General features: G+C 66.9%; 21 protein-coding genes. 15 read left to right on the top strand and 6 right to left on the bottom strand.

What is annotated here, in order from left to right:
- Position 1: 1 nt before the first annotated feature.
- Complete coding sequence (dmeF, locus tag AC3WRI_RS13535; protein ID WP_011614438.1) at positions 2–991, bottom strand: CDF family Co(II)/Ni(II) efflux transporter DmeF; 990 nt, start codon at positions 989–991, stop codon at positions 2–4.
- Between the two features lie 377 nt (positions 992–1368).
- Positions 1369–2829 carry an aminotransferase-like domain-containing protein gene (locus AC3WRI_RS13530; protein WP_492293417.1) on the bottom strand — a complete coding sequence of 487 codons (1461 nt, stop codon included), beginning with the start codon at positions 2827–2829 and terminating at the stop codon, positions 1369–1371.
- A gap of 328 nt (positions 2830–3157) precedes the next feature.
- Between AC3WRI_RS13530 and aptA the strand changes: the two genes are divergently transcribed.
- The 3 genes from aptA to AC3WRI_RS13515 all read left to right on the top strand — a co-directional run bounded on the left by aptA (position 3158) and on the right by AC3WRI_RS13515 (position 6479).
- Positions 3158–4489 (top strand): omega-aminotransferase AptA, encoded by a 1332-nt coding sequence (aptA, locus tag AC3WRI_RS13525; RefSeq protein ID WP_010813359.1) that lies wholly within the window; start codon positions 3158–3160, stop codon positions 4487–4489.
- 108 nt (positions 4490–4597) lie between these two features.
- A complete protein-coding gene (locus tag AC3WRI_RS13520) occupies positions 4598–6115 on the top strand; it encodes a CoA-acylating methylmalonate-semialdehyde dehydrogenase (protein WP_492293416.1) in 1518 nt (505 codons plus the stop codon).
- 13 nt (positions 6116–6128) lie between these two features.
- A complete protein-coding gene (locus AC3WRI_RS13515; protein ID WP_439671185.1) occupies positions 6129–6479 on the top strand; it encodes a glyoxalase superfamily protein in 351 nt (116 codons plus the stop codon).
- Between the two features lie 6 nt (positions 6480–6485).
- On the opposite strand, the gene AC3WRI_RS13510 is transcribed toward AC3WRI_RS13515, so the two are convergent.
- Complete coding sequence (locus AC3WRI_RS13510; RefSeq protein ID WP_011614442.1) at positions 6486–7463, bottom strand: GlxA family transcriptional regulator; 978 nt, start codon at positions 7461–7463, stop codon at positions 6486–6488.
- 166 nt (positions 7464–7629) lie between these two features.
- On the opposite strand from AC3WRI_RS13510, the gene AC3WRI_RS13505 reads away from it, so the two are divergent.
- The 3 genes from AC3WRI_RS13505 (at position 7630) to bcaP (ending at position 10665) form a co-directional block, all read left to right on the top strand.
- Positions 7630–8880 (top strand): MFS transporter, encoded by a 1251-nt coding sequence (locus AC3WRI_RS13505; protein WP_011614443.1) that lies wholly within the window; start codon positions 7630–7632, stop codon positions 8878–8880.
- A gap of 7 nt (positions 8881–8887) precedes the next feature.
- Positions 8888–9091: a hypothetical protein gene (locus AC3WRI_RS13500; RefSeq protein ID WP_010814888.1), complete on the top strand. Its 204-nt coding sequence runs from the start codon at positions 8888–8890 to the stop codon at positions 9089–9091.
- A gap of 176 nt (positions 9092–9267) precedes the next feature.
- Positions 9268–10665 carry a branched-chain amino acid transporter BcaP gene (gene bcaP, locus AC3WRI_RS13495; RefSeq protein ID WP_010814887.1) on the top strand — a complete coding sequence of 466 codons (1398 nt, stop codon included), beginning with the start codon at positions 9268–9270 and terminating at the stop codon, positions 10663–10665.
- Positions 10666–10671: 6 nt separating this feature from the next.
- Here the strand turns inward: bcaP and AC3WRI_RS13490 are convergent, their stop codons facing one another.
- Complete coding sequence (locus tag AC3WRI_RS13490; RefSeq protein WP_010814886.1) at positions 10672–12078, bottom strand: aminotransferase-like domain-containing protein; 1407 nt, start codon at positions 12076–12078, stop codon at positions 10672–10674.
- Positions 12079–12302: 224 nt separating this feature from the next.
- Here AC3WRI_RS13490 and AC3WRI_RS13485 point away from each other — a divergent pair, with 224 nt between their 5' ends.
- From AC3WRI_RS13485 to AC3WRI_RS13465, 5 genes are all read left to right on the top strand, one after another.
- Positions 12303–12641, top strand: coding sequence for a DUF2917 domain-containing protein (locus AC3WRI_RS13485; protein WP_010814885.1), 339 nt, complete (start codon positions 12303–12305; stop codon positions 12639–12641).
- A 283-nt stretch (positions 12642–12924) separates the two neighbouring features.
- Positions 12925–16215, top strand: a complete 3291-nt coding sequence (gene icmF, locus AC3WRI_RS13480; protein WP_492293415.1) for a fused isobutyryl-CoA mutase/GTPase IcmF — start codon at positions 12925–12927, stop codon at positions 16213–16215.
- A gap of 142 nt (positions 16216–16357) precedes the next feature.
- A complete protein-coding gene (locus AC3WRI_RS13475; RefSeq protein ID WP_010814883.1) occupies positions 16358–16795 on the top strand; it encodes an HIT family protein in 438 nt (145 codons plus the stop codon).
- Positions 16796–16846: 51 nt separating this feature from the next.
- Positions 16847–17701, top strand: a complete 855-nt coding sequence (locus AC3WRI_RS13470) for a 3-hydroxybutyryl-CoA dehydrogenase (protein ID WP_010814882.1) — start codon at positions 16847–16849, stop codon at positions 17699–17701.
- Between the two features lie 184 nt (positions 17702–17885).
- Positions 17886–18224, top strand: coding sequence for a hypothetical protein (locus AC3WRI_RS13465; RefSeq protein WP_492293414.1), 339 nt, complete (start codon positions 17886–17888; stop codon positions 18222–18224).
- Positions 18225–18273: 49 nt separating this feature from the next.
- On the opposite strand, the gene AC3WRI_RS13460 is transcribed toward AC3WRI_RS13465, so the two are convergent.
- On the bottom strand, positions 18274–18696 hold the full coding sequence (locus AC3WRI_RS13460) for a DUF3293 domain-containing protein (RefSeq protein WP_010814880.1): 423 nt from the start codon (positions 18694–18696) through the stop codon (positions 18274–18276).
- Position 18697: 1 nt separating this feature from the next.
- Positions 18698–19366 (bottom strand): Crp/Fnr family transcriptional regulator, encoded by a 669-nt coding sequence (locus AC3WRI_RS13455; protein WP_010814879.1) that lies wholly within the window; start codon positions 19364–19366, stop codon positions 18698–18700.
- Positions 19367–19603: 237 nt separating this feature from the next.
- Here AC3WRI_RS13455 and AC3WRI_RS13450 point away from each other — a divergent pair, with 237 nt between their 5' ends.
- Genes AC3WRI_RS13450 through AC3WRI_RS13435 form a run of 4 tightly spaced genes read left to right on the top strand, consistent with a single transcriptional unit; the run spans position 19604 to position 24566 of the window.
- On the top strand, positions 19604–21562 hold the full coding sequence (locus AC3WRI_RS13450) for an AMP-dependent synthetase/ligase (RefSeq protein WP_010814878.1): 1959 nt from the start codon (positions 19604–19606) through the stop codon (positions 21560–21562).
- Between the two features lie 14 nt (positions 21563–21576).
- Complete coding sequence (locus AC3WRI_RS13445) at positions 21577–22539, top strand: ABC transporter ATP-binding protein (protein ID WP_037025387.1); 963 nt, start codon at positions 21577–21579, stop codon at positions 22537–22539.
- A gap of 11 nt (positions 22540–22550) precedes the next feature.
- On the top strand, positions 22551–23465 hold the full coding sequence (locus tag AC3WRI_RS13440; protein ID WP_010814876.1) for a branched-chain amino acid ABC transporter permease: 915 nt from the start codon (positions 22551–22553) through the stop codon (positions 23463–23465).
- Between the two features lie 24 nt (positions 23466–23489).
- Positions 23490–24566: a branched-chain amino acid ABC transporter permease gene (locus AC3WRI_RS13435; RefSeq protein WP_010814875.1), complete on the top strand. Its 1077-nt coding sequence runs from the start codon at positions 23490–23492 to the stop codon at positions 24564–24566.
- The last annotated feature ends 10 nt before the right edge of the window (positions 24567–24576 follow it).

The raw sequence follows: 24576 nt of genomic DNA, 5'->3' as shown, positions 1-24576 counted from the left end.
CTCAGTGCGCGCCCTCGCAGCGGCTGATCTCCACCGTCACGTGCACCAGTTCCTCATGCACGGATAGCGCCTCGCGCACGCGCTGCGGGGTCAGCGCCGGATCGTGCGTGACCAGGCAGGCGATGCAGGCAAACTGCTGCCGGCCCACGCGCCAGACATGCAGGTCGGTCACACTGGTGCGCTCCTCGCCGTTGGCGTCGGCAGGGTCCAGGCCCGCCAGCACCTCGCGCACTTCTTCCACCACCGGGTGGTCCATCTCGCGGTCCAGCAGCACGGCGCCGCTCTGGCGCAGGAGGCAGACGGCCCACCTGCCGACCAGCGCGGCGCCCACCAGACCCATCACCGGATCCAGCCACGCCCAGCCCAGCCACCAGCCGCCGGCCAGCGCGACCAGCGCCAGCACCGAGGTCGCGGCGTCGGCCAGCACATGCATGTAGGCGGCGCGCAGGTTGATGTCGTGGTGGTGGCTGTGGCCGTGATCATGGTCGTGGCCGTGGTGATGGTGGCCATGGTCGTGCCCGTGGTCGTGGCCGTGCGCATGGCCGCCCAGGATCAGCGCGCAGCCCAGGTTGACCAGCAGGCCGAGCGCGGTCACGGCCATGGCCTCGCGGTAGTGGATGTCCTGCGGGCTGAGCAGCCGCTCGACCGAGCCGGCCGCCATCAGCGCCGCGATGCCAAGCAGGAACACCGCGCTGGCAAAGCCGGCCAGCACCTCGATCTTCCACGTGCCGAAGGCAAAGCGCCGGTCACCGGCGTAGCGGCGCGCGGCGGCGTAAGCGAAGGCCGACAGGCCGATGGCCAGCGCGTGCGAGCTCATGTGCCAGCCATCGGCCAGCAGCGCCATCGAGTTGAACCAAAGGCCGGCAGCGATCTCTACCACCATAGTGGCGGCGGTGATCGCCATCACCAGGCGTGTGCCGCGTTCGGCGGCGCGGTTGCCGGCGTCGAAGGCGTGGCTGTGGGTCCAGGCGGACAGGTCGTGGCTATGCATGGTCTGGTTCTGCTGCGCTGGAGAGCTGAAATCGTCACCCCGTGTGGGGCAATGCAGGCTCAAGGGTAGCAGAGCCCCGGCGCTTCGGCGGCCGCGTCCCTGACGGCTGCAGGGACAGCTGGCGCGTACTTTGTGTGCTCCCTGCGGTACAAATAGACCCTGGCTGCCAGCGGGGAATCCACGCTGTCCTTACATACATTCATGAATGGATGTATGATTTAACGAAAAATTCACACTGCCTCCACGACTTTGTTGTCCATTCCAAGATGAGTTATCGCTTTATCGCTATCTGCCTGACCGCCTGGCTGGGACTCTGCGCCACCGCGGGCTGGCTCGTCGAGCGCCTCTGGAGCTGACCGCTCCATGCTGCCCGGGTGCTACGCCGCGCGCGGCGCCTGCGCCAGGCGGTCGAAGAACTGCCACAGCTGTGGCGCATCGCCGGTGGCCACGTTGAAGCGGATCCATGGCGAATCGGTCTCGTCCGGCTCGAAATACGACCCTGGCGCGAGCCAGATGCCATACTTCAGCGCCAGCGTGGCGAGGCGGTTGCCGTGTAGCGGCCCGCCGCGGCGGCTGGCCTGCAGCCGCGCCTGCGCCGCCTCGGTCAGGCGCGCCCAGGCGAACATCCCGCCCTCGGGGCGCAGCAGCACTTCCAGCCCGTGGGCTTCCATCTTTTCCGTCACGCGATCCTGCTGCGCACGCAGCCGCTCGGCCAGCGCCGCCACATGGCGGCCGTAGTGGCCGCTGGTCAGCACCGAGTAGACCAGCCGCTCGGTGACTTCCGATGAGGTCAGGCCGACCGCCATCTTGGTGCGCGCGAAGGCCTTGGCCAGGTCGGGGCTGGCGGCCAGATAGCCGACGCGCAGCGACGGCGTGATGGTCTTGGAAAAACCATTGATGTAGACCACCTGCGACAGCCCGTCCATGGCCGCCAGCATCGGCGAGCCGGCCGGCGCCAGCTCGCGGTAGATATCGTCCTCGACCACCAGCAGCCGGTGCTGCTCGGCCAGCTGCAGCACGCGGAAGGCGTTCATGCTGCTCAGGCTGGCGCCGGTCGGGTTCTGCAGCACGGTATTGATAAAGAGCGCGCGCGGGGCATGGGCGCGGATGGCATCGTCCAGCGCGTCGGTATCCAGCCCCGCCGCCGAGCGCGGCACGCCCACCACGCGCAGCCCCGCCAGCCGCAGGATCTGCAAGAGGTTGCAGTAGCAGGGCGATTCCACCAGCACCCTGTCGCCGGCACGCAGCAGTGTGCGCACCACCAGGTCCAGCGCCTGCGTGGCGCCCTGCGTCAGTACTACCTGCTGCGCCTGCAGCGGGATGCCGTACTGGCCCAGGCCGGCGGCGATATGCTCGCGCAGCGGAGCAAAGCCATACGGATGGCCGTAGCCCGACAGCTGCGCCGCCGGCACCCGCGCCGAGGCGCGCATGGCCTGGTGCAGCCCTTCCTCGTTGAGCCAGTCGCCGGGCAGCCAGCCGGCGCCGGCCTTGATCGGCACCGAGTGGTCGGCGAACACATCCGACAGCAGCCACGCTGCGTTCAGTCCCGGCGCCTCCCATTGCGGCGCGCGCGCGTGCCCGGCCGGGGCATGGCGATGTGCAACCGTATAGCCCGAGCCCGGGCGCGCCGCCAGGTAGCCCAGCGCCGTCAGCCGGCCGTAGGCCTCGGCCACGGTGAAGGTGCTGACGTGGTGGTGCTGCGCAAAGCGGCGCACCGAGGGCAGGGCGGTGCCGGCGCGCAGCGCGCGCTGCTCGACCAGTGCGGCGATGCCGGCGACGATCTGCTCGGTCAGGGTGTCGCCGTCGCGGCGGGTGCGGGTCAGGTTCAGGGTCAGCATCAGGCACTCGGGCAGGCGTGAACCTGTACAGTTTAGCGGCTGGAGGCAGGCCAGGATGCGGTGGTCTTCCGCAAAGCGAAATTTGCCGCAGTGCAGCGTGGGACGGCGTACCGCGGTCCAGAGCGGTCGTGGCACAGCGGCGGGCTGGCGGCACCCCGATGACGCTTGCCTGTACGGTTTGGCGTGTTCAAACTGCACGGTAAGGCAGTCTTGTCCGGACTGTATATTTTGTCGGCCAGACGCCGCCGGTAGAGTGGCCCTCATTGCCGCCGCGCTGCCAGTCAGCGTGCCACCAGCCAATCCGACCCGATTCCCCCTAGGAGGACGTATGGACGCCGCCAAGACCGTGATTCCCGATCTCGATGCCCTGTGGATGCCCTTCACCGCCAACCGCCAGTACAAGGCGGCGCCGCGCCTGCTGGCGTCGGCCAGCGGCATGTACTACACCACCCACGACGGCCGCCAGATCCTGGACGGTTGCGCCGGCCTGTGGTGCGTGGCCGCCGGCCACTGCCGCACGGAAATCGCCGAGGCGGTAGCGCGCCAGGCCGCCACGCTGGACTATGCGCCGCCGTTCCAGATGGGCCATCCGCTGTCGTTCGAGGCCGCCACCAAGGTGGCCGCGATCATGCCGCAGGGGCTCGACCGCATCTTCTTCACCAACTCTGGCTCGGAGTCGGTCGACACCGCGCTGAAGATCGCGCTGGCCTACCACCGTGCACGCGGCGAAGGCCAGCGCACGCGCTTTATCGGGCGCGAGCGCGGCTATCACGGCGTGGGCTTCGGCGGCATGGCGGTGGGCGGCATCGGCCCTAACCGCAAGGCGTTCTCGGCCAACCTGATGCCGGGCACCGACCACCTGCCGGCCACGCTGAATATCGCCGAGGCCGCCTTCTCCAAGGGCCAGCCGCAATGGGGCGCGCACCTGGCCGATGAGCTGGAGCGCATCCTCGCGCTGCACGACCCGTCCAACGTTGCCGCCGTGATCGTCGAGCCGCTGGCCGGCTCCGCCGGCGTGCTGGTGCCGCCGGTCGGCTACCTGGAAAAGCTGCGTGAAATCACCAGCAAGCACGGCATCCTGTTGATCTTCGACGAGGTCATCACCGCCTTCGGCCGCCTCGGTGCCGCCACCGCGGCCGAGCGCTTCAAGGTCACGCCGGACCTGATCACCATGGCCAAGGCGATCAACAACGCCGCGGTGCCGATGGGCGCCGTCGCCGTGCGCCGCGAAGTGCATGACACCGTGGTCAATTCGGCCGCGCCGGGCGCGATCGAGCTGCTGCATGGCTACACCTACTCCGGCCACCCGCTGGCCGCGGCTGCCGCCATTGCCACCCTTGACCTGTACCAGCGCGAAAACCTGTTCGGCCGCGCCGCCGAACTGGCGCCGGTGTTCGAAGCCGCGGTGCACGGGGTACGCGGCGCGCCGCACGTGAAGGACATCCGCAACTACGGCCTGGTTGCCGGCATCGAGCTGGAGCCGCGTCCCGGCCAGCCCGGCGCGCGCGCGTATGAGGCCTTCCTGAAGTGCCTGGAACTCGGCGTGCTGGTGCGCTACACCGGCGACATCCTGGCGTTCTCGCCGCCGCTGATCATCTCTGAAGCCCAGATCGGGGAACTGTTCGATACGGTGAAGAAGGCGCTGCAGGACATCAAGTAAGCGGCGCGCGCCGCATCGCATTGCCGCCGGACCTGCGGGTCCGGCCTCCCTGATTGCATGCCGGGGGCGCGCTGACTTGCGTGCCGCGGCTATCGAAGGAAATCCCAAGTGAGCATCGCAGAAAACCGGCAACTGGCCGAGATCCACCATTTCATCGGCGGCGCTGTGCGCCGCGCCGGCGGCCAGCGCCTGGCGGACGTGTTCAACCCCGCCACCGGCGAAGTCGCAGCACGCGTGGCGCTCGGCACCACGCAGGACGTGGCCGACGCCGTTGCCGCCGCCCATGCGGCATTCCCCGCCTGGGCCGACACCCCGCCGCTGCGCCGCGCGCGCATCCTGTTCAAGTTCAAGGAACTGCTCGACCAGCACCACGACGACCTGGCCGCGCTGATCACGCGCGAGCACGGCAAGGTGTTCTCGGACGCCAGGGGCGAAGTCACGCGCGGCATCGAGGTGGTGGAATTTGCCTGCGGCATCCCCAGCCTGCTCAAGACCGATTTCACCGACAACATCGGCGGCGGCATCGACAACTGGAACCTGCGCCAGCCGCTGGGCGTGGTGGCCGGCATCACGCCGTTCAACTTCCCGGTGATGGTGCCGATGTGGATGTTCCCGGTGGCGATCGCCTGCGGCAATACCTTCGTGCTGAAGCCGTCGGAACGTGATCCGTCGCCGAGCCTGCTGATTGCCGACCTGCTGCGCCAGGCTGGTTTGCCCGATGGTGTGTTCAACGTGGTGCAGGGTGACAAGGAGGCGGTGGACGCACTGCTCGCGCATCCGGACGTGCAGGCGCTGTCGTTCGTCGGTTCGACGCCGATTGCGGAGTACATCTATACGGAAGGCACCAAACACGGCAAGCGCGTGCAGGCATTGGGCGGCGCCAAGAACCACCTGGTGGTGATGCCCGATGCGGATCTCGACCAGGCGGTCGATGCGCTGATCGGTGCCGCGTATGGTTCTGCCGGCGAACGCTGCATGGCGATCTCGGTCGCCGTGGCCGTGGGCGATGTCGCTGACAAGCTCGTGCCGCGCCTCGCCGAACGTGCGAGCTCGCTGAAGATCCGCAACGGCATGGAGTCCGATGCCGAAATGGGTCCGCTGGTGACCGCTGCGCACAAGGCGAAGGTGGAGGGCTATATCGCCAAGGGCGTGGAAGAGGGCGCGATGCTGGTGACCGATGGCCGCGGTCATACCGTACCCGGCCATGAGAACGGCTTCTATGTCGGCGGCACGCTGTTCGACCACGTCAAGCCGGACATGACGATCTACAAGGAAGAGATCTTCGGCCCGGTGCTGTCGGTAGTGCGCGTGCATGACTTTGCCGAAGCGGTGGCGCTGATCAATGCGCATGAATACGGCAACGGCGTGTCGTGCTACACCAGCGACGGCGGCATCGCGCGTGCGTTCGCGCGGCAGATCCAGGTCGGCATGGTCGGCATCAACGTGCCGATCCCGGTGCCGATGGCCTGGCATTCGTTCGGTGGCTGGAAGCGATCGCTGTTTGGCGACCATCACGCCTATGGCGAAGAGGGCGTGCGTTTCTACACGCGCTACAAGAGCGTGATGCAGCGCTGGCCGGATTCGATCGCCAAGGGCGCTGAGTTCACCATGCCGGTGGCGAAGTAAGGGGAGAGCGGGCATGAAGGTCAACCGGATCGTTGCCAACATCGCGGTCGCCGACCCGGCCAGTGCCCGCGCTTTCTACCAGGACATCCTGGGCCTGGACGTATTGATGGACCACGGCTGGATCCGGACCTACGGCAGCACCTCGACCATGACCGTCCAGCTCAGTTTCGCCACGGAAGGCGGCAACGGCACGCCGGTGCCGGACCTGTCGATCGAGGTCGATGACGTGGACGAGGCGCATCGCCGCATGCTGGCCGGCGGCTTCGCCATCGAGTACGGTCCCGCCGACGAGCCATGGGGTGTGCGCCGCTTCTACGTGCGCGATCCGTTGGGCCGGCTGGTCAATATCCTGATGCACACCTGAGCGCGGTCATTCCGCGCTGCCGGCGCGGGCTTGCCGGTAGGCCTTCGGCGTGGCCGGCTCTGCCTTGTTCCAGCACGCGCGGAAGGCCTGCACGCTGGCGAAGCCGCTTTTCAGCGCAATCTCTTCCACCGGCAACGATGACGACGCCAGCAGCTTGCGCGCGCGCGCCATGCGTAGCGTGAGCTGGTACTGCTTGGGCGTGAGGCCGGTTTCTTCGTGGAACACGCGGGACAGGTGCCGCACGCTGATGGCAAAGCGGTCGGCAAAGCGCGGGTCGGCAACATTGGTGTCGAGTTCCCGCGAGATCGCGTCCTGTACCGCATGCACCAGCGGGTTGCCGTGCGAGCGCGCGCGCAGCTGCGGGGCGAGCTGCGGATCGCCGCCGAAGCGGCGGAAGGGCACCACGTTGTCGCGCGCCACGGCGATGGCGGCTTCGTCGCCATAGGCATCGGCCACCAGACGCAGCGCCAGATCGATGCCCGAAGCCACGCCGGCTGACGTCCACACATTGCCATCGCGAACGAAGACCCGGTTCTCGATGACCGAGGCGGCGGGGTGCCGCGTGCGCAGGCGGCGGGTATGGGCGTGGTGGGTGGTGCACAGGCGGCCGTCGAGCAGGCCGGCGGCGCCGAGCAGGAAGGCACCGGTGCAGACCGCGGCAACCTGTACGTCGGCGTTCCTGCCGTCGGCGAAAGACCTTTTCAGCCAATTCACGCTATCGTGCCATGCCGGCGAACGGGTCAGTGTGTCCAGAAGTTTGCTGCCGATGGCCAGCACCACATCGCCGGAGGCGAGTCGTGCAGGCAGGCGTTCGACCTGGCTCAGTGCCGGCCCCTGGAACGAAGGGACGCTCGAATGTGGCCCGACGCAGCGCACCTTGAGTGGCCCAATACCCAGTTCCGATACGCTGGCCAGGATCTGCAGCGGACCGCCAAGGTCGAGCATGTGGACGTTGGGAAGCACCAGGAGATAAGCGGTAGTCATCGCGGCAAGGGAAGAGCGAGCGGTACGATGCCGCCATTCTCGCGCGAATCCAGCACAACACAACAGGGATGGCCGAAAAGTTGCTTTTCTGGGCCGGGTGGTTGCCATGGCCGGAGGGCGGGCTGGCTTAGCATGGCACCAGGCCTCGCACGACTGAGAGATCGACATGCCCCGCACACGCATCCCCGCCATCACCCTTGCCCTGGTCGCCATCGGCTTCGCCGCGATGTTTGTCTCGACCGCGGTCAAGGGCCTCTACCAGGTGTACTTCGTCGACCTCGCCACGCACTTCGGGCAGGGCCGTGCGCAGTTTGCCTGGTCCGGCAGTGTCTTTATGCTCGCCACCGGGCTGATGTCGCCGGTGGTCGGCGCGCTCAGCGATCGCGTCGGCCCGCTGCGCACCGCGGCCGCTGGGGCGCTGGCGGCAGGCATTGCGCTGGGTGGCGCGGCGCTGTGGCCGGGATCGCTGACGTTCTTCGTGCTGATGTTCGGCCTCGCCGGTGCGTTCGGGCTGGCGGCCATGACCTTTGTGCCGATGGGCATCCTGGTGGACCGGCTGTTCGAGGAGCGCAAGAAGGGGCTGGCCTATGCGGTGGTTACCAACGGCACCGCGATCGGCTTTATCGTGCTGTCGCCGCTGTGGATCTGGCTGCAGCCGCAGGCGGGCTGGATCACGGCGTTCGGCGTGGCCGGTGCGGTGTTTGCGTTGCCGGTGGCCGGCGCCTTGTGGCTGACTTCGCGCTGGGAGCCGGCGTCCGCACCGGCGCCATGCACGGCCGGGGCCGATGTGCCGGCATGGACGGTGGTGCGGCGTGACCCGGTGTTCTATGCGCTGGCGGCCGGCTTCTTCGGCTGCGGCGCCACCATGGCCTTTATCGACGTGCACCTGATCGCGTACTGGCAGGGGCAGGGCGTGCCGCGGCTGGCGATGGGCTATGCGATGAGCACGCTCGGCGCGCTGGAGCTGGCCAGCGGCCTGGTCTCCGGCGCGCTGGCGCTGCGCTGGGACAAGCACCGGCTGCTGGCCGCGTTCTACGCGCTGCGCTCGGCATCGATGCTGTTGCTGCTGGTGCCGGGCCTGGGCGTGCTGCCGTTTGCGGTCGGCTTTGGCGCCAGCTATCTGGGCACGGTGATCCTGACCTCGATGTTCTGCTTCGAGCGCTACGGCAGCCGGATCAAGGGCAAGGTGTTTGGCCTGCTGTTCCTCGGGCACCAGCTGGGCGCCTTCCTGACGGTGCAGCTGGGGGCGTGGTCGTTCGATGCCACGCGCAGCTACCAGCACAGCATCACGGCGCTGGTGGCGGTGACGCTGTGCTCCGCCGCGTGCTCGTGGCTTGGCCTGCGCCGCGCGGGGCCGTTGCCGGCACTTGCCAAGGGCCCGGCACACGCCGCGGTTCCTGAGGCTGCCAGCCGCTGAAGTGCCGATGCTGCCGCGGCTCCTTCTTGCCTGCGCGGCCCTCGCCCCGCTGGGGCTGGCGGCCCTGGCGGGGCCGTGGCCGCTGCGCGCGAGGATTGCAGCGCTGGCGGCACTGGCCCTTGCCGGCGCTGCACTGCTGGCGCTCGATCCGCTTGCCGCCGCCCTGGCGCGCGTGGACGGCATCCTGTCGGCGCCCGGCTGCGGCGGCTGACTTTGCCTGCGTTCAGTGCGGGCCAGCCTGGCCTTTTCTATCATTCGATGACGTGCCTGCCGCGCGCGGGCGCGCAATGTGACGCCTTCGCGCCGCGGCGGGCGTAAACTACCGCCCTTTTTCCGGGCCCGCGCGGCTTGCCGCCGCGTGCCCGGCCACAGTTGCATGGAGTCTGAATGAGCTTGTTCCGCACCAAGGACATCGACGCGATGCTGGCCGTCGCGCGCGATGACGGCCTGAAGAAGGTGCTGGGTCCAACCGACCTGGTGATGATGGGCATCGGCGCCATCATCGGCACCGGCATTTTCGTGCTGACCGGCACCGGCGCGCTGACCGCGGGGCCGGCGCTGACGGTGTCGTTCGTGATCGCGGCGCTGGCGTGCGGCTTTGCCGCGCTGTGCTACGCGGAGTTTGCCTCGGCGATCCCGGTGTCGGGATCGATCTATACCTACAGCTATGCCACGCTGGGCGAGATCGTCGCGTGGATGATCGGCTGGGACCTGCTGCTGGAATACGGGCTGGCCACGTCCGCCGTGTCGGTGGGGTGGTCGGGCTACTTCCAGTCGCTGATGGCGGGCTTCGGGCTGAAACTGCCGGCGGCGCTGACCGCGGCGCCAGGCTCGGTGCCGGGGGTGAAGTCCATGCTGAACCTGCCGGCGTGCCTGATCATGCTGGCCATCACCTGGGTGGTGTCGTACGGCGTGCGCGAATCCACGCGCATCAACAACCTGATGGTGGCGGTCAAGATCGGCGTGGTGCTGCTGTTTATCGCGGTGGGCGTGTGGCATGTGCAGCCGGCCAACTGGCAGCCGTTCGCGCCATTCGGCTTTGCCGGCATCTTCAATGCGGCGGCGCTGGTGTTCTTTGCCTTTATCGGCTTCGACGCGGTGACCTCTGCCGCGGAAGAGGTGCGCAACCCGCGCCGCGACCTGCCGATCGGCATCATCGGTTCGCTGGCGGTGTGCACGGTGCTGTATGTGGTGGTGGCCGCCATCATGACCGGCATCGTGCCGTTCGCGAAGTTTGCCGGCGTGGACCACCCGGTCTCACTGGCGCTGCAGTTCGCGGGCCAGAACTGGGTGGCGGGCTTTGTCGACCTGGGCGCGATCCTGGGCATGACCACGGTGATCCTGGTGATGACCTACGGCCAGACCCGCGTGATCTTTGCGATGTCGCGCGACGGCCTGCTGCCCGAGCGGCTGTCATCCGTGCACCCGGTGCATGCCACGCCGTATTTCGCCACCTGGATCGTCGGCATCGTGTTTGCCGCGATTGCCGCCTTCGTGCCGCTGAACGTGCTGGCCGAGCTGATCAATATCGGTACGCTGGCGGCCTTCACGCTGATCTCGGTGGCGGTGCTGGTGCTGCGCAAGACGCGCCCGGAACTGCCGCGCGCATTCCGCTGCCCGGGCGTGCCGGTGGTACCGCTGCTGTCGATCGGCTTCTGCCTGTTCCTGATGGCGCATCTGCAGGCGCTGACCTGGATTGCCTTCCTCGTGTGGCTGTCGGTGGGGCTGGTGATCTACTTCGGCTACGCGCGGCGTAATGCCGTGCTGCATAACCACGGCGGCTGAGCGCCTTCAGCCGCCGCGCCCGGCCGCGGCCTTCATGAAGGCCACCGCGCGCGGCTCGTTGGCATAGGCGGCGTTGATCCGGATCCATGCCGAGGTCTCGCCGCCCGGGCGGAAGTAGTTGCCTGGGGCCAGCGTCACGCCGTATTCCTCGCCCAGCGTCACCAGTTCGCGCGAATCCTCGATGCCGGGCGGGCGCGCCCACAGGAAGTTGCCGCCGGACGGCTGGCAGAACACCTCCCAGCCGTTGCCGGTCAGTTGCCGCACGGCATTGGCGCAGGCCTCGCGCACGCGCAGGCGCAGCCGCTCCACATACTTGCGGTAGCCGCCGCGCTCCAGCAGCGCCGCCGTGACTGCTTCCGCGAAGTGCGAACCGGCCACGCTGGTCAGCACCTTCACATCGACCAGGTCCTTGACCAGCGCCTTGTCCGCCACCAGGTAGCCGACCCGCAGCGAGGCCGACACCGTCTTGGAAAAGCCGCCGATGTAGATCACGTGCTCAAGCTGGTCCAGCGTGGCCAGCCGGTCGGTGAAGTGGGTCTGGAAGTCCGAGAAGATATCGTCCTCGACAAAGCGGAAGCCATGCCGGCGCGCCAGCTCCAGCAGCCGGAATGCCACCGGCGGCGCCAGCGTCGATCCGGTCGGGTTCTGCAGCACGCTGTTGGTGAAGAACAGCTTGGGCTTGTGCTGGCGCAGCAGCGCCTCGGTGGCGTCCGGGTCGGGGCCGTTGGCCGTGTGCGGCACGCCCACCAGCTGCACCCCATGCAGCCGCAGCAGGCCGAACAGGTTGTAGTAGCCGGGATCTTCCACGAACACGGTATCGCCGGGCTTGAGCAGGTGGCGTACCACCAGGTCCAGCGCCTGGCTGGCACCGGTGGTGATCAGCACTTGCGGCAGTTCGGCGGCGATGCCCAGCTGGCGCACGCGCAGCAACACCTGGCGACGCAGTTCCGGATGCCCCATCGGCGTGGCGTAGTGGATCACGCTGTCGATCTCATTGCGCGAGATCGCGCGGATCGCCTGCGTCAGCCCCTCGACGTCGCGCCAGGTCTCCGGCACGAAGCCCCCGGCCAGCTTGAGCGTGCCGCTGGGGTGGTTGAACTGCTCGAGGATGTGGTCGGAAAGATCCTCGGCCAGGCTCGGATCGGACCATCCGCACGCCGAGCGCCCCGCCAGCGGGCTGTCCGCCACATAGAAGCCCGAACCCTGGCGCGAATCCAGCAGCCCCTGCGATACCAGCCGGTCATAGGCTTCGATCACCGGGAAGCGGCTGATGCCGTTCTCCGCCGCCAACTGCCGGATTGACGGCAGGCGTGCGCCGGGCCGTGCTTCGCGGTTGCCGATCCACGCTTTCACGCCGGCAACGATCTGCTCGGTCAGTGGAATTCCGGTGGAAGCATCTAAGATTAGTTTCATGGGCAGGCAGCCGGGGGAAGCCGGTAGGCGCAGATCGCTACAAGCGACAACTGTCAGGGAAAACTACTGAACAGTTCATCGAAAACTGTTCACAACTGTACATGGGATTGTAGTGAGGGATGCGAATAATGGAAGCGTGGCGGAGGAAGGCGCCGGCTACCGTGATCATTCGGCATCCACGGGGGCCGGCGCCGGACGCGACCGCCGGCTATGAGGAGTGGGACATGCGCGAACTACGGACTTTCGAGCTGGACGAGCCTGGGCTGCCAGTGAGCTGGCGCGCCGGTTACGGGCAGACCGTCTGCGCGGTGGCGGGCAAGTTGTGGGTGACGGTGGAAGGCAGTCCCAACGACATCTGGCTGGAGCCGGGCACTGAGCTGGCGTTGCCGGAGGGCTACCGGGTGTGGCTGTCGGGCGATGGCGCGGGCGCGCGCTTTACGCTGGCACAGGTGCCGGCGCCGTGGTCGCTGCGGCGGCTGGTGGCGTGGCTGCGGGCGATGCGGCACCGGGTGGAGGAGCACAGCACGGATGCGTTCGGGGAGTGCCCCAGGATCTGGGCCTGAGCGGACCACTCAAGCTTTGCCGGAACGGCCACCTGAGGGTGGCCTTTTGTTTGCCCGGATGCTTGCGCGGCGCCTGCCGCGGGCGCCTACTCTATAGGGACAGCCCCGTCCTATGCACGCCGGGCTCGGGGTTCCGCCCCATTGCTTTACGTTAACGTCAACGTCATATAATCGATCGGCCCCGACCCGGGGGCGCAGCCCGCGCGTTTGCGGCCAAGCCGGCACAGAGCGGTACTTCAGGCGCACGCCGCGGTGGCAGCCAACACCACAGACGGTGGAGACAATGACCGACCTTTCCGATGTGCATGATGTGCGCCGCGGTGCGCCCCAGCCCAAGCCCACCGCGCAAGGCCGCGGTCCGGTCAACAAGGTGCGCTTTGTCACGGCGGCGTCGCTGTTCGATGGCCATGACGCCTCGATCAACATCATGCGCCGCATCCTGCAGTCGCATGGCTGCGAGGTGGTCCACCTCGGCCACAACCGCTCGGTCGAGGAAGTGGTGACGGCGGCGCTGCAGGAAGACGCGCAGGGCATCGCGATTTCCAGCTACCAGGGCGGCCATGTCGAATATTTCAAGTACATGGTCGACTTGCTGCGCGAGAAGGGCGGCGAGCACGTGCAGGTCTTTGGCGGCGGTGGCGGCGTGATCGTGCCGGACGAGATCCGCGAGCTGCAGGCCTACGGCGTGGCGCGCATCTTCAGCCCCGAGGACGGCCAGCGCATGGGCCTGGCCGGCATGATTGCAGATATGGTGCAGCGCTGCGACATCGACCTGTCGCGCTATGCGCCGGCCTCGCTCGAACCCGTCACCGGCGGCGACCGCCGCGCGCTGGCCCAGCTGATTACCGCGCTGGAGAACGGCAAGGCCGATCCGGCGCTGGTGCAGGCGATGCATGCGCAAGCGGCAACGGCATCGATCCCGGTGCTCGGCATCACCGGCACCGGCGGCGCCGGCAAGTCTTCACTGACCGACGAACTGATCCGCCGCTTCCGCCTCGACCAGCAGGATGCGCTGTCGATCGCCGTGATCTCGATCGACCCCTCGCGGCGCAAGTCGGGCGGCGCGCTGCTGGGCGACCGCATCCGCATGAACGCGATCAACCACCCGAACATCTTCATGCGCTCGCTGGCCACGCGCGAGGCTGGCTCCGAGATCTCGCAGGCGCTGCCGGACGTGATCGCCGCGTGCAAGGTGGCGGGCTTCGACCTGGTGATCGTCGAGACCTCGGGCATCGGCCAGGGCGACGCGGCCATCGTGCCGCACGTGGATCTGTCGCTCTATGTGATGACGCCCGAGTTCGGCGCGGCCAGCCAGCTCGAGAAGATCGACATGCTGGACTTTGCCGACTTCGTCGCGATCAACAAGTTCGACCGCAAGGGCGCGCAGGACGCGTGGCGCGACGTGGCCAAGCAGGTGCAGCGCAACCGCGAGCAATGGCACGGCAAGGCCGAGGACATGCCGGTCTACGGCACGCAGGCGTCGCGCTTCAATGACGATGGCGTGACCATGCTGTACCAGGGGCTGCGCGCGGCGCTGGCCGAACGCGGCCTGAAGCTGCAGCCGGGCGTGCTGCCGGCGCAGGCGGGGCGCATCTCCACCGGCCAGAATGTGATCGTGCCGCCGGCGCGCAGCCGCTACCTGGCGGAACTGGCAGACACGGTGCGCGGCTACCACCGCCGCGTGATGGAGCAGAGCCGCATTGCACGCGAGCGCCAGCAACTGCGTGAATCGAGCCGCATGGTGCAGGCCGCGCAAGGCGATGGCGCGGCGCTGGATGCGCTGGCGGCGGAGCGCGACAGCGCCCTCGGTCAGGTCGAGCGCAAGCTGCTGGCGATGTGGCCGCAGATGCGCGAAGCCTACAGCGGCGACGAGTACGTAGTGAAAATCCGCGACCGGGAGATCCGCACCGGGCTGGTTACGACCACGCTGTCCGGCACCAAGGTGCGCAAGGTGGTGCTGCCGCGCTTCGAGGACGACGGCGAGGTGCTGAAGTGGCTGATGCGCGAGAACGTTCCCGGCAGCTTCCCGTACACCGCCGGCGTGTTCGCCTTCAAGCGCGAGAACGAAGACCCCACCCGCATGTTCGCCGGCGAGGGCGATGCCTTCCGCACCAACCGGCGCTTCAAGCTGGTGTCCGAAGGTATGGATGCCAAGCGGCTGTCGACCGCGTTCGACTCGGTCACGCTGTATGGCGAAGACCCGCATGTGCGTCCGGACATCTACGGCAAGGTCGGCAACTCCGGCGTGTCGATCGCCACGCTCGACGACATGAAGGTGCTGTACGACGGCTTCGACCTGACCAGCCCGAGCACCTCGGTGTCGATGACCATCAACGGCCCGGCCCCGACCATTTTGGCGATGTTCATGAACACCGCCATCGACCAGCAGCTCGACAAGTTCCGCGCCGACAACCAGCGCGAGCCCACCGCCGACGAAGAAGCCAAGATCCGCGCCTGGGTGCTGCAGAACGTGCGCGGCACGGTGCAGGCCGACATTCTCAAGGAAGACCAGGGCCAGAACACCTGCATCTTCTCCACCGAGTTCTCGCTCAAGGTGATGGGCGATATCCAGGAGTACTTTGTCCACCACCAGGTGCGCAACTTCTACTCGGTGTCGATCTCCGGCTACCACATCGCCGAGGCCGGCGCGAACCCGATCTCGCAGCTGGCGTTCACGCTGTCCAACGGCTTCACCTATGTGGAGGCGTACCTGGCGCGCGGCATGCATATCGACGATTTCGCGCCCAACCTGTCGTTCTTCTTCTCCAACGGCATGGACCCGGAGTACAGCGTGCTGGGCCGCGTCGCGCGCCGCATCTGGGCCGTGACCATGCGCGACAAATACGGCGCCAACGAGCGCAGCCAGAAGCTGAAGTACCACATCCAGACTTCGGGCCGCTCGCTGCATGCGCAGGAGATCGACTTCAACGATATCCGCACCACGCTGCAGGCGCTGATCGCGATCTACGACAACTGCAATTCGCTGCATACCAATGCCTACGACGAGGCCATCACCACGCCCACCGGCGAGTCGGTGCGCCGCGCGCTGGCGATCCAGCTGATCATCAACCGCGAGTGGGGCGTGGCCAGGTGCGAGAACCCCAACCAGGGCAGCTTCCTGATCGAGGAGCTGACCGACCTGGTGGAAGAGGCGGTGCTGCAGGAGTTCGAGCGCATTGCCGAGCGCGGCGGCGTGCTCGGTGCGATGGAGACCGGCTACCAGCGCGGCAAGATCCAGGAAGAGTCGCTCTACTATGAGCAGCTCAAGCACGACGGCACGCTGCCCATCATCGGCGTGAACACGTTCCGCAACCCGGACGGCGACCCGACCCCGCAGAAGCTGGAGCTGGCGCGCTCCAGCGAGGCCGAGAAGCAGAGCCAGCTCGACCGCCTGCATGCGTTCCAGCAGGCCCACGCGGCCGAGGCGCCGGCCATGCTGGCGCAGTTGCGCCAGGCGGTGATCGACAACCAGAACGTATTTGCGGTGCTGATGGGCGCGGTGCGGGTTTGCTCGCTGGGGCAGATCACCCATGCGCTGTTCGAAGTGGGCGGGCAGTACCGGCGCAATATGTAGAGCCGGCGGCACCGCGCAGCAAGCAGTGCCCGATTACCGCGCAGGGCGGCCGCAGTGAAGGGTCGCCCTGCGTTACACTCGAAGGCTGTGCCGGCGGCCGCGCCACGGCAAACGTATTCGAGACAACCGCAAGCCAAAGATCATGGACACCCAGTACAACCCGACCAATATCTTCGCGAAGATCCTGCGCGGCGAGCTGCCGTGCATCAAGGTCTACGAGGACGACGATACCATCGCCTTCATGGACATCATGCCGCAGGCCGACGGCCATACGCTGGTGGTGCCCAAGGAAGCCGCGGTCAACCTGTTCGACCTGTCCGAGCAGGGCGCGCAGGCCGCCATTGTCGCCACGCAGCGCGTGGCGCGCGCGGTGCGCGCGGCGTTTGCGCCCGACGGCATCTCCATCGGCCAGTTCAACGGCGCGGCCGCGGGCCAGACCGTGCCGCACGTCCATTTCCATATCGTGCCGCGCTATGCCGACAGCGCGCTGCGCGGCCATGCGCGCGAGATGCAGGACCCGGAACAGCTCAAGGGCCATGCCCAGCGCATCATCGCCGCGCTGCGCGAGCAGGGCGCCTGAGCCGCGCCTGAACCGATCAATCAGCAATCCAACCAAGCAGAGGAAGACAAGATGAGCATCAGGACAGTGGGCATCGTCGGTGCCGGCACCATGGGCAATGGCATCGCCCAGGCCTGCGCAGTGGTAGGTCTCAACGTGGTGATGGTCGACATCAGCGATGCCGCCGTGCAGAAGGGTGTCGCCACCGTGGCAAGCAGCCTGGACCGTCTGATCAAGAAGGAAAAGCTGACCGAGGCCGACAAGGCCAGCGCGCTGGCGCGCATCAAGGGCAGCACCTCGTATGACGATCTCAAGGCCACCGATATCGTGATCGAGGCCGCCACCGAGAACTACGACCTGAAGGTCAAGATCCTCAAGCAGATCGACGGCATCGTCGGCGAGAACGTGATCATCGCGTCCAACACCTCGTCGATCTCGATCACCAAGCTGGCTGCCGTGACCTCGCGCGCCGACCGCTTTATCGGCATGCACTTCTTCAACCCGGTGCCGGTGATGGCGCTGGTGGAACTGATCCGCGGCCTGCAGACCAGCGACACCACCCACGCCGCCGTCGAGGCCCTGTCGAAGCAGCTCGGCAAATACCCGATCACGGTCAAGAACAGCCCGGGCTTCGTCGTCAACCGCATCCTGTGTCCGATGATCAACGAGGCCTTCTGCGTGCTGGGCGAAGGCCTGGCCTCGCCGGAAGAGATCGACGAAGGCATGAAGCTGGGCTGCAACCACCCGATCGGGCCGCTGGCGCTGGCTGACATGATCGGCCTGGACACCATGCTGGCCGTGATGGAAGTGCTGTACACGGAGTTTGCCGATCCGAAGTACCGCCCGGCGATGCTGATGCGCGAGATGGTCGCTGCCGGCTACCTGGGCCGCAAGACTGGCCGCGGCGTGTACGTCTATAGCAAGTAAGCTGCCCGGCACTTGCCGCGTGGTACAGCGGCCGCCTGCGGGCGGCCGCTGCTTTTTCCGGGGCCGGTTCCGGTTGCCGCCAAATCCCGCTTACACGGCGTTATATGCCGAAACACTCCGCCGCATCCGGTAACAGGAATGCGCGGTAGAGTGCACCCATTCCCATTACGACAAAACAAGCTCCATGGCTCACCCGATTCTCTTTGCTGCGTTGCTCGCGGGCGCAATGTCCCTGCTGGCGGCCCGTTCGGCGATGGCCCATGTGGACGTGGGCGTGCAGATCGGCGCGCCGGTCTATGCGGCGCCGGCTCCGGTCTATGTGGCACCCCCGCCGCACGTGGTGTATGCGCCGCGCCATCACGGCTGGCATGGCGACCGTTATTGGGATGGCCGTCGCTGGTATGGCCGCCATGAGTGGCGCGGCCGCCATCACCACTATCGGCATCATCACTATCGCCACCACGGCCATGGGCATCGCGGTCATCACGGTCATCACGGCCATCGCGGTCATCACGGCCACTGACCGCCGCACCGGCTGAGGCGCCGGCCGGCACCACCGCCCGGCCCGGCGTTCAGCGCAGCAGCACCAGCCGCGGCACCGCGTCCGCGCCGCTCCAGACCACCGCGTTCTGTTCGTATTTCTCGCCGAGTGCCCGTGCATCCGCCAGCGACAGCCCCGGCACCAGGAAGCTCGGCTCGGCCGGCCAGCCGTTGCGTGGATGCTCGCCGGCGGCTTCGATTGCGCGCAATCCCATCCTTGCCAAGTCTTGCGCCAGCGCTTGCTGGCGCTTTGCGTTGGTGTCGTCGTCGCAGCGCAGGCTGAACGGGTTGGCGGCGGTAATGAAGGCGCTCGCTGCCACGCCCAGCGCGCGGTGCAGCGCCGCCAGCGGGGCGCTGGGTTGGTCTACCCGCAATACCATCGGCAGGTCGCCCAGCACGCGGTAGTGCGTCTCGCGATAGGCCTGCAGCGTGGCGTCGTCGATGGCGCTGGCCATGTTATTCGCCGTACTGCCGCAACCCCTCCAGGTCCAGCACCTCGATCACGCCGTAGTCCACCCGCACCAGGCCCTGCTGTTCCAGCACCTTGAGCGCCTGGTTGGCGCGCTGGCGCGAGATGCCAGCGAGCAGGCCGATCTCTTCCTGCGAGATCTCCAGCGTCTTGCCGATCCCCGGATACAGGTGCTCATTGAACAGCGACGACACCGCGCGCGCCACGCGCGAATCGATGTCGAGCAGCCGCTCATATTCCACCGCGGCGATGAACTGTCCCAGGCGTTCGTTGAACTGGGTCAGCAGGAAGCGCGTGAACGGCAGGCTGGTATCCAGCAACCACAGAAAAGTGTCGCGCGGCAGGAAGGCGATGGTGGAGCGGCGCAGCGCCATCACGTCGTACTTGCGGATTTCCGACTTGAGCACCGCGCCTTCGCCGAACCAGCCGCCGGTGGGCACGCCGGTGAAGGTGACGGACTTGCCCGAGGGCGACACCGTGGTGATCTTGACGATGCCTTCGAGCACGCCCATCCAGTGCTCGGCCATGTCACCCTTGTGACAGACGTAGTCGCCCTGGGTGTACTCGTGCACGAACATGGCGCGGCGCACGCGCTCGCGCTGCTCGGGACTCAGGTCTGCTGCCCACACGCAGCGGTCGACAAAATCGTTCAGCATGGCCTGAATTTGCTCCGGTAGGGATTAACCCGGAATTGTCACCGGCGTGACAACCCGGGTGGATGGCATGGGCTATCTTACGATCACCACGGAGCCGGGAAGTGCCGCAAAACAAGGCACCACGGGCTTGATGCGCTGCGGCATGACTGCCGCCAGGCAAAACAAGCCAAGTATAACCACCGGACCGACGCTTGACACCGCGCGTGGATCCCCACGCCGGAGGGACAGGAGACAGCGATGCAGGAATCGTCGGCGACGACCTTCCCGCGATGGCTGCTGGCGCACGCCCAGCAGCGGCCGGATCATCCGGCTCACCGCGAGAAGGATCTCGGCATCTGGCAGACATACAGCTGGGCCCAGGCGGCGCAGCAGGTGAGGGCACTGGCTTGCGGGCTGGCCGCACTCGGTTTCAGGCGTGGCATGAATCTGGCGGTGGTGGGCGACAACCGCCCGCGGCTGTACTGGGCCATGACCGCGGCGCAGGCGCTGGGCGGTGTGCCGGTGCCGCTGTACCAGGACGCCATCGCCAACGAGATGGTCTACGTGCTCAACGATGCGGAGATCGAGTTCGCCATCGTCGAGGACCAGGAGCAGGTCGACAAGCTGCTGGAAGTGGAAGCGCAGCTGGCCGAGTCCGGCCGCGCCGTGCGCCACGTCATCTTTGAAGACCCGCGCGGCCTGATGGACTACGACCATCCGTCGCTGATGTCTTATGAACAGCTACAGGAACTGGGCCGCGAGTTCGACCAGGCGCACCCGGGCTTCTATGACGAGGCCATCGCCGCCGGCCAGCCCGACGACACCGCGATCATCCTCTATACCTCCGGCACCACCGGCAAGCCCAAGGGCGTGTGCCATTCGCACTACGGCCTGATCGGCGCGGCGCGCAACGGCTGCGCCTTCGACAAGCTCAGCGCGGACGACGACGTGCTGTCCTACCTGCCGATGGCATGGGTGGGCGACAATCTGTTCTCATACGCGCAGGCGATGGTGGCGGGCTTCACGGTGAACTGCCCGGAATCGCGCGAAACGGTGATGACCGACCTGCGCGAGATCGGCCCCACCTACTACTTTGCGCCGCCGCGCATCTATGAAGGGCTGCTGACGCAGGTGATGATCCGCATGGAGGATGCCGGCTGGATCAAGCGCAAGCTGTTCCACTGGGCCATGGACGTGGCGAAGCGCTGCGGCACCGATATCCTCGACGGCAAGCCGGTATCGCTCGCGGACCGCGCGCGCTACGCCCTTGGCGAAGCGCTGGTCTACGGCCCGTTGCGCAATGTGCTGGGCATGAGCCGCATCCGCGTGGGCTATACCGCGGGCGAGGCGATCGGACCGGACCTGTTCCGCTTCTACCGCTCGATCGGCGTGAACCTGAAGCAGTTCTACGGCCAGACCGAGACCTGCGCCTATGTGTGCCTGCAGCCGGACGGCAAGGTCAAGTTCGATTCAGTCGGCCCGGCGGCGCCCGGCATGGAAATCCGCATCGCCGACAACGGCGAGGTGCTGGTGCGCGGCGTGGGCCTGCTCAAGTCCTACTACAAGCGCGATGACGCCACGCGCGAGGCCATCAACGACGAGGGCTACTTCATGACCGGCGACGCCGGCGTGATCGACGCCGACGGCCACCTGAAGATCATCGACCGCGCCAAGGACGTGGGCAAGCTGGCCGATGGCTCGATGTTCGCGCCAAAGTACATCGAGAACAAGCTCAAGTTCTTCCCGTACATCAAGGAAGCGGTGGCCTTCGGCAATGACCGCGACCAGGTCTGCGCGTTTATCAATATCGACTTCGAGGCCGTGGGCAACTGGGCCGAGCGCCGCCACCTGCCGTACGCCGGCTATGTCGACCTGGCCGCGCAGCCCGAGGTGCTGGAAATGATCGGCGAATGCGTGAACCAGGTGAATGCCGACCTGGCCAACGACCCGATGCTGGCCGGATCGCAGGTGGCACGCTTCCTGGTCCTGCACAAGGAACTGGATCCGGACGACGACGAGCTCACGCGCACGCGCAAGGTGCGCCGCGGCTTTATCGCCGACAAATACGGCGTGCTGGTGGAGGCGCTCTATGCGGGCAAGTCCGAGCAGTTCATCGAGACGCGCGTCAAGTTCGAAGACGGACGCGAGGGCAGCGTGTCGGCCACGCTGAAGCTGGTCAATGCGAAGCGCCTGCCGGTGGCGGCGCGCGCGGCATGAGCGAGGGCAGCAAGATGACGCAAGTAGCCTGGCAAGGCGCGGGGCAGCGCGAATGGGCGGGGACGGCACGCACGGATGCCAGCGGTGCCGGCAGCGGCGGCGCGATCGCACCTACGGGTCCGATGTCTCCTGCGGAACTGACGGATGACAGCGGCGCGCATCCCGGCACGCAGCGCGCGCAGCGCACCGGCGAACAGGCGCGCACCGGCGGCGAGGTGATCCTGGACCTGCAGCATATCTCGCTGTCGTTCGGCGGGGTCAAGGCGCTGACCGATATCTCGTTCGATGTGTGCGAGCACGAGGTGCGCGCCATCATCGGCCCCAACGGCGCCGGCAAGAGTTCGATGCTCAACGTGATCAACGGCGTCTATCACCCGCAGCAGGGACGCATCGTGTTCCGCGGCGAGGAGCGCAAGCAGATGCACCCGACCGCCGCGGCGCGCCAGGGCATTGCGCGTACCTTCCAGAACATCGCGCTGTTCAAGGGCATGACGGTGCTGGACAACATCATGACCGGGCGCAACACGCAGTTCCGCACCGGGCTCTTCGCCCACGCGCTGTGGTGGGGCCCGGCGCGCAACGAAGAGATGCGCCATCGCCAGAAGGTCGAGGAAGTGATCGACTTCCTCGAGATCCAGTCGATCCGCAAGACCCCGGTCGGGCGCCTGCCGTATGGCCTGCAGAAGCGCGTCGAACTGGCGCGCGCACTCGCGGCCGAGCCCTCGATGCTGCTGCTGGACGAGCCCATGGCCGGCATGAACGTGGAAGAGAAGCAGGACATGTGCCGCTTCATCCTGGACGTGAACCGGCAGTTCGGCACCACCATCGTGCTGATCGAGCACGACATGGGTGTGGTGATGGATATCTCCGACCGCGTGGTGGTGCTCGACTACGGCAAGAAGATCGGCGACGGCACGCCGGAAGAGGTCAAGGGCAACCCTGACGTGATCAAGGCGTACCTGGGCACTTCGCACTGAGGCTCTGAACCATGACGTTCTTCTTTGAAATCCTGATCGGCGGCTTGCTCTCTGGCCTGATGTACTCGCTGGTGGCGCTGGGCTTCGTGCTGATCTACAAGGCCTCGGGCGTGTTCAACTTTGCCCAGGGCGCGATGGTGTACTTCGCCGCGCTGGCGGTGGTGGGGCTGATGGACAAGGGCCTGCCGATGTGGGCCGCGGTGATCGGCGCCTTCGTGGTGATGATCCTGGTCGGCATGAGCACCGAGCGCTTCGTGCTGCGCAAGCTGGTCAACCAGCCGCCGATCACGCTGTTCATGGCGACCATCGGGCTGTCGTTCTTCCTCGAGGGCCTGGGGCCGCTGCTGTTCGGCAATGAGGTGCGCCCGATCAACCTGGGCATCGTCGACGAGCCGATCGAGTCGATCATGACCAACTTCAACATCGTGCTGTCCAAGTTCGATATTGCGGCGGCGGCCATTGCCGGCCTGCTGGTCGGATCGCTGGCGCTGTTCTTCCAGTACACCAAGGTCGGACGCGCGCTGCGCGCGGTCGCTGACGACCACCAGGCGGCGCTGTCGCTGGGCATCCCGCTGCAGAACATCTGGGCGATCGTGTGGGGCGTGGCGGGTTTCGTCGCGCTGGTGGCCGGCATGCTGTGGGGCTCGCGCAATGGCGTGCAGTTCGCGCTCACGCTGACCGCGCTCAAGGCGCTGCCGGTGCTGATCCTGGGCGGCTTCACCTCGGTGCCCGGCGCCATCGTCGGCGGGCTGATCATCGGTGCCTCGGAGAAGCTGGCCGAGATCTATATCCCGCCGGTGTTCCAGTCGATGTTCGGGGGCAACTTCGGCGGCATCGAAGGGTGGTTCCCGTATGTGTTTGCCTTGCTGTTTCTGCTGGTGCGGCCCGAAGGGCTGTTCGGCGAGAAACACATCGATCGCGTCTGACCGACTTCGCACAGGAGACTTGCCATGTTTTATCGTGAAGCCGGCCAGTTCAAGACCAGCTACGTCGCCGACAGCCAGATCTTTCCCATCCGCCAGGACCGCATCGGCTTTGCCGTGCTGATGGCGGTGGCCTTCGTGGCGATCCCGTTCGTCGGGTCGGAATATTGGTTCTCGGCCATCCTGATCCCGTTCCTGATTTTCTCGCTGGCGGCACTGGGGCTGAATATCCTGACCGGCTATGCCGGCCAGCTGTCGCTCGGTACCGCGGCCTTCATGGCGGTGGGTGCCTACGCGGCCTACAATTTCCAGCTGCGCGTGGAAGGCATGCCGGTGCTGCTGACATTCGTGATGGCGGGCCTTTCCGCGGCATTGGTGGGGGTGGCCTTCGGCCTGCCGTCGCTGCGCATCAAGGGCTTCTACCTCGCGGTGGCGACGCTGGCGGCGCAGTTCTTCGTGGTGTGGGCGCTGACCAAGTTCCCCTGGTTCTCCAACAACAGCTCGTCGGGCGTGATCACGGCGCAGCGGCTGGACCTGTTCGGCTTCGCCATCGACACCCCGCTGAAGAAGTACCTGTTCGTGCTGGCCATCGTCACGGTGCTGGCGCTGGCGGCCAAGAACCTGGTGCGCTCGGCCACCGGGCGCGCATGGATGTCGGTGCGCGACATGGACGTGGCGGCAGAGGTGATCGGCATCCCACTGATGCGCACCAAGCTGCTGGCGTTCGCGGTCAGCTCGTTCTACTGCGGCGTGGCCGGCGCGCTCTATGCGTTCTGCTACCTGGGCTCGGTCGAGCCGGACGGCTTCTCGCTGGACCTGTCGTTCCGCGTGCTGTTCATGATCATCATCGGCGGCGTGGGCAGCATCCTGGGCTCGTTCCTGGGCGCGGCCTTCATCCTGCTGCTGCCGATCTTCCTGGACAACGTGCTGCCGTCGCTGGCCGCGCTGCTGCACCTGCCATTCACCAATGCCACCGTGTCGCACATCCAGCTGATGGTGTTCGGCGGGCTGATCATCTTCTTCCTGATCGTGGAGCCGCACGGGCTGGCCCGGCTGTGGCAGATCGCCAAGGAGAAGCTGAGGCTGTGGCCGTTCCCTCATTGACGGGAGGGGG

The organism is Cupriavidus sp. FW305-27, assembly GCF_058787995.1.
This window is presented reverse-complemented; position numbering and strand designations above follow the sequence as displayed.

What these genes read in the sequence shown, in the direction of transcription:
- dmeF (WP_011614438.1), bottom strand. Translation starts at nt 991, where the DNA reads ATGCATAGCCACGACCTGTCCGCCTGGACCCACAGCCACGCCTTCGAC.
- AC3WRI_RS13530 (WP_492293417.1), bottom strand. Translation starts at nt 2,829, where the DNA reads ATGCTGACCCTGAACCTGACCCGCACCCGCCGCGACGGCGACACCCTG.
- aptA (WP_010813359.1), top strand. Translation starts at nt 3,158, where the DNA reads ATGGACGCCGCCAAGACCGTGATTCCCGATCTCGATGCCCTGTGGATG.
- AC3WRI_RS13515 (WP_439671185.1), top strand. Translation starts at nt 6,129, where the DNA reads ATGAAGGTCAACCGGATCGTTGCCAACATCGCGGTCGCCGACCCGGCC.
- AC3WRI_RS13510 (WP_011614442.1), bottom strand. Translation starts at nt 7,463, where the DNA reads ATGACTACCGCTTATCTCCTGGTGCTTCCCAACGTCCACATGCTCGAC.
- AC3WRI_RS13505 (WP_011614443.1), top strand. Translation starts at nt 7,630, where the DNA reads ATGCCCCGCACACGCATCCCCGCCATCACCCTTGCCCTGGTCGCCATC.
- AC3WRI_RS13500 (WP_010814888.1), top strand. Translation starts at nt 8,888, where the DNA reads ATGCTGCCGCGGCTCCTTCTTGCCTGCGCGGCCCTCGCCCCGCTGGGG.
- bcaP (WP_010814887.1), top strand. Translation starts at nt 9,268, where the DNA reads ATGAGCTTGTTCCGCACCAAGGACATCGACGCGATGCTGGCCGTCGCG.
- AC3WRI_RS13490 (WP_010814886.1), bottom strand. Translation starts at nt 12,078, where the DNA reads ATGAAACTAATCTTAGATGCTTCCACCGGAATTCCACTGACCGAGCAG.
- AC3WRI_RS13485 (WP_010814885.1), top strand. Translation starts at nt 12,303, where the DNA reads ATGCGCGAACTACGGACTTTCGAGCTGGACGAGCCTGGGCTGCCAGTG.
- icmF (WP_492293415.1), top strand. Translation starts at nt 12,925, where the DNA reads ATGACCGACCTTTCCGATGTGCATGATGTGCGCCGCGGTGCGCCCCAG.
- AC3WRI_RS13475 (WP_010814883.1), top strand. Translation starts at nt 16,358, where the DNA reads ATGGACACCCAGTACAACCCGACCAATATCTTCGCGAAGATCCTGCGC.
- AC3WRI_RS13470 (WP_010814882.1), top strand. Translation starts at nt 16,847, where the DNA reads ATGAGCATCAGGACAGTGGGCATCGTCGGTGCCGGCACCATGGGCAAT.
- AC3WRI_RS13465 (WP_492293414.1), top strand. Translation starts at nt 17,886, where the DNA reads ATGGCTCACCCGATTCTCTTTGCTGCGTTGCTCGCGGGCGCAATGTCC.
- AC3WRI_RS13460 (WP_010814880.1), bottom strand. Translation starts at nt 18,696, where the DNA reads ATGGCCAGCGCCATCGACGACGCCACGCTGCAGGCCTATCGCGAGACG.
- AC3WRI_RS13455 (WP_010814879.1), bottom strand. Translation starts at nt 19,366, where the DNA reads ATGCTGAACGATTTTGTCGACCGCTGCGTGTGGGCAGCAGACCTGAGT.
- AC3WRI_RS13450 (WP_010814878.1), top strand. Translation starts at nt 19,604, where the DNA reads ATGCAGGAATCGTCGGCGACGACCTTCCCGCGATGGCTGCTGGCGCAC.
- AC3WRI_RS13445 (WP_037025387.1), top strand. Translation starts at nt 21,577, where the DNA reads ATGACGCAAGTAGCCTGGCAAGGCGCGGGGCAGCGCGAATGGGCGGGG.
- AC3WRI_RS13440 (WP_010814876.1), top strand. Translation starts at nt 22,551, where the DNA reads ATGACGTTCTTCTTTGAAATCCTGATCGGCGGCTTGCTCTCTGGCCTG.
- AC3WRI_RS13435 (WP_010814875.1), top strand. Translation starts at nt 23,490, where the DNA reads ATGTTTTATCGTGAAGCCGGCCAGTTCAAGACCAGCTACGTCGCCGAC.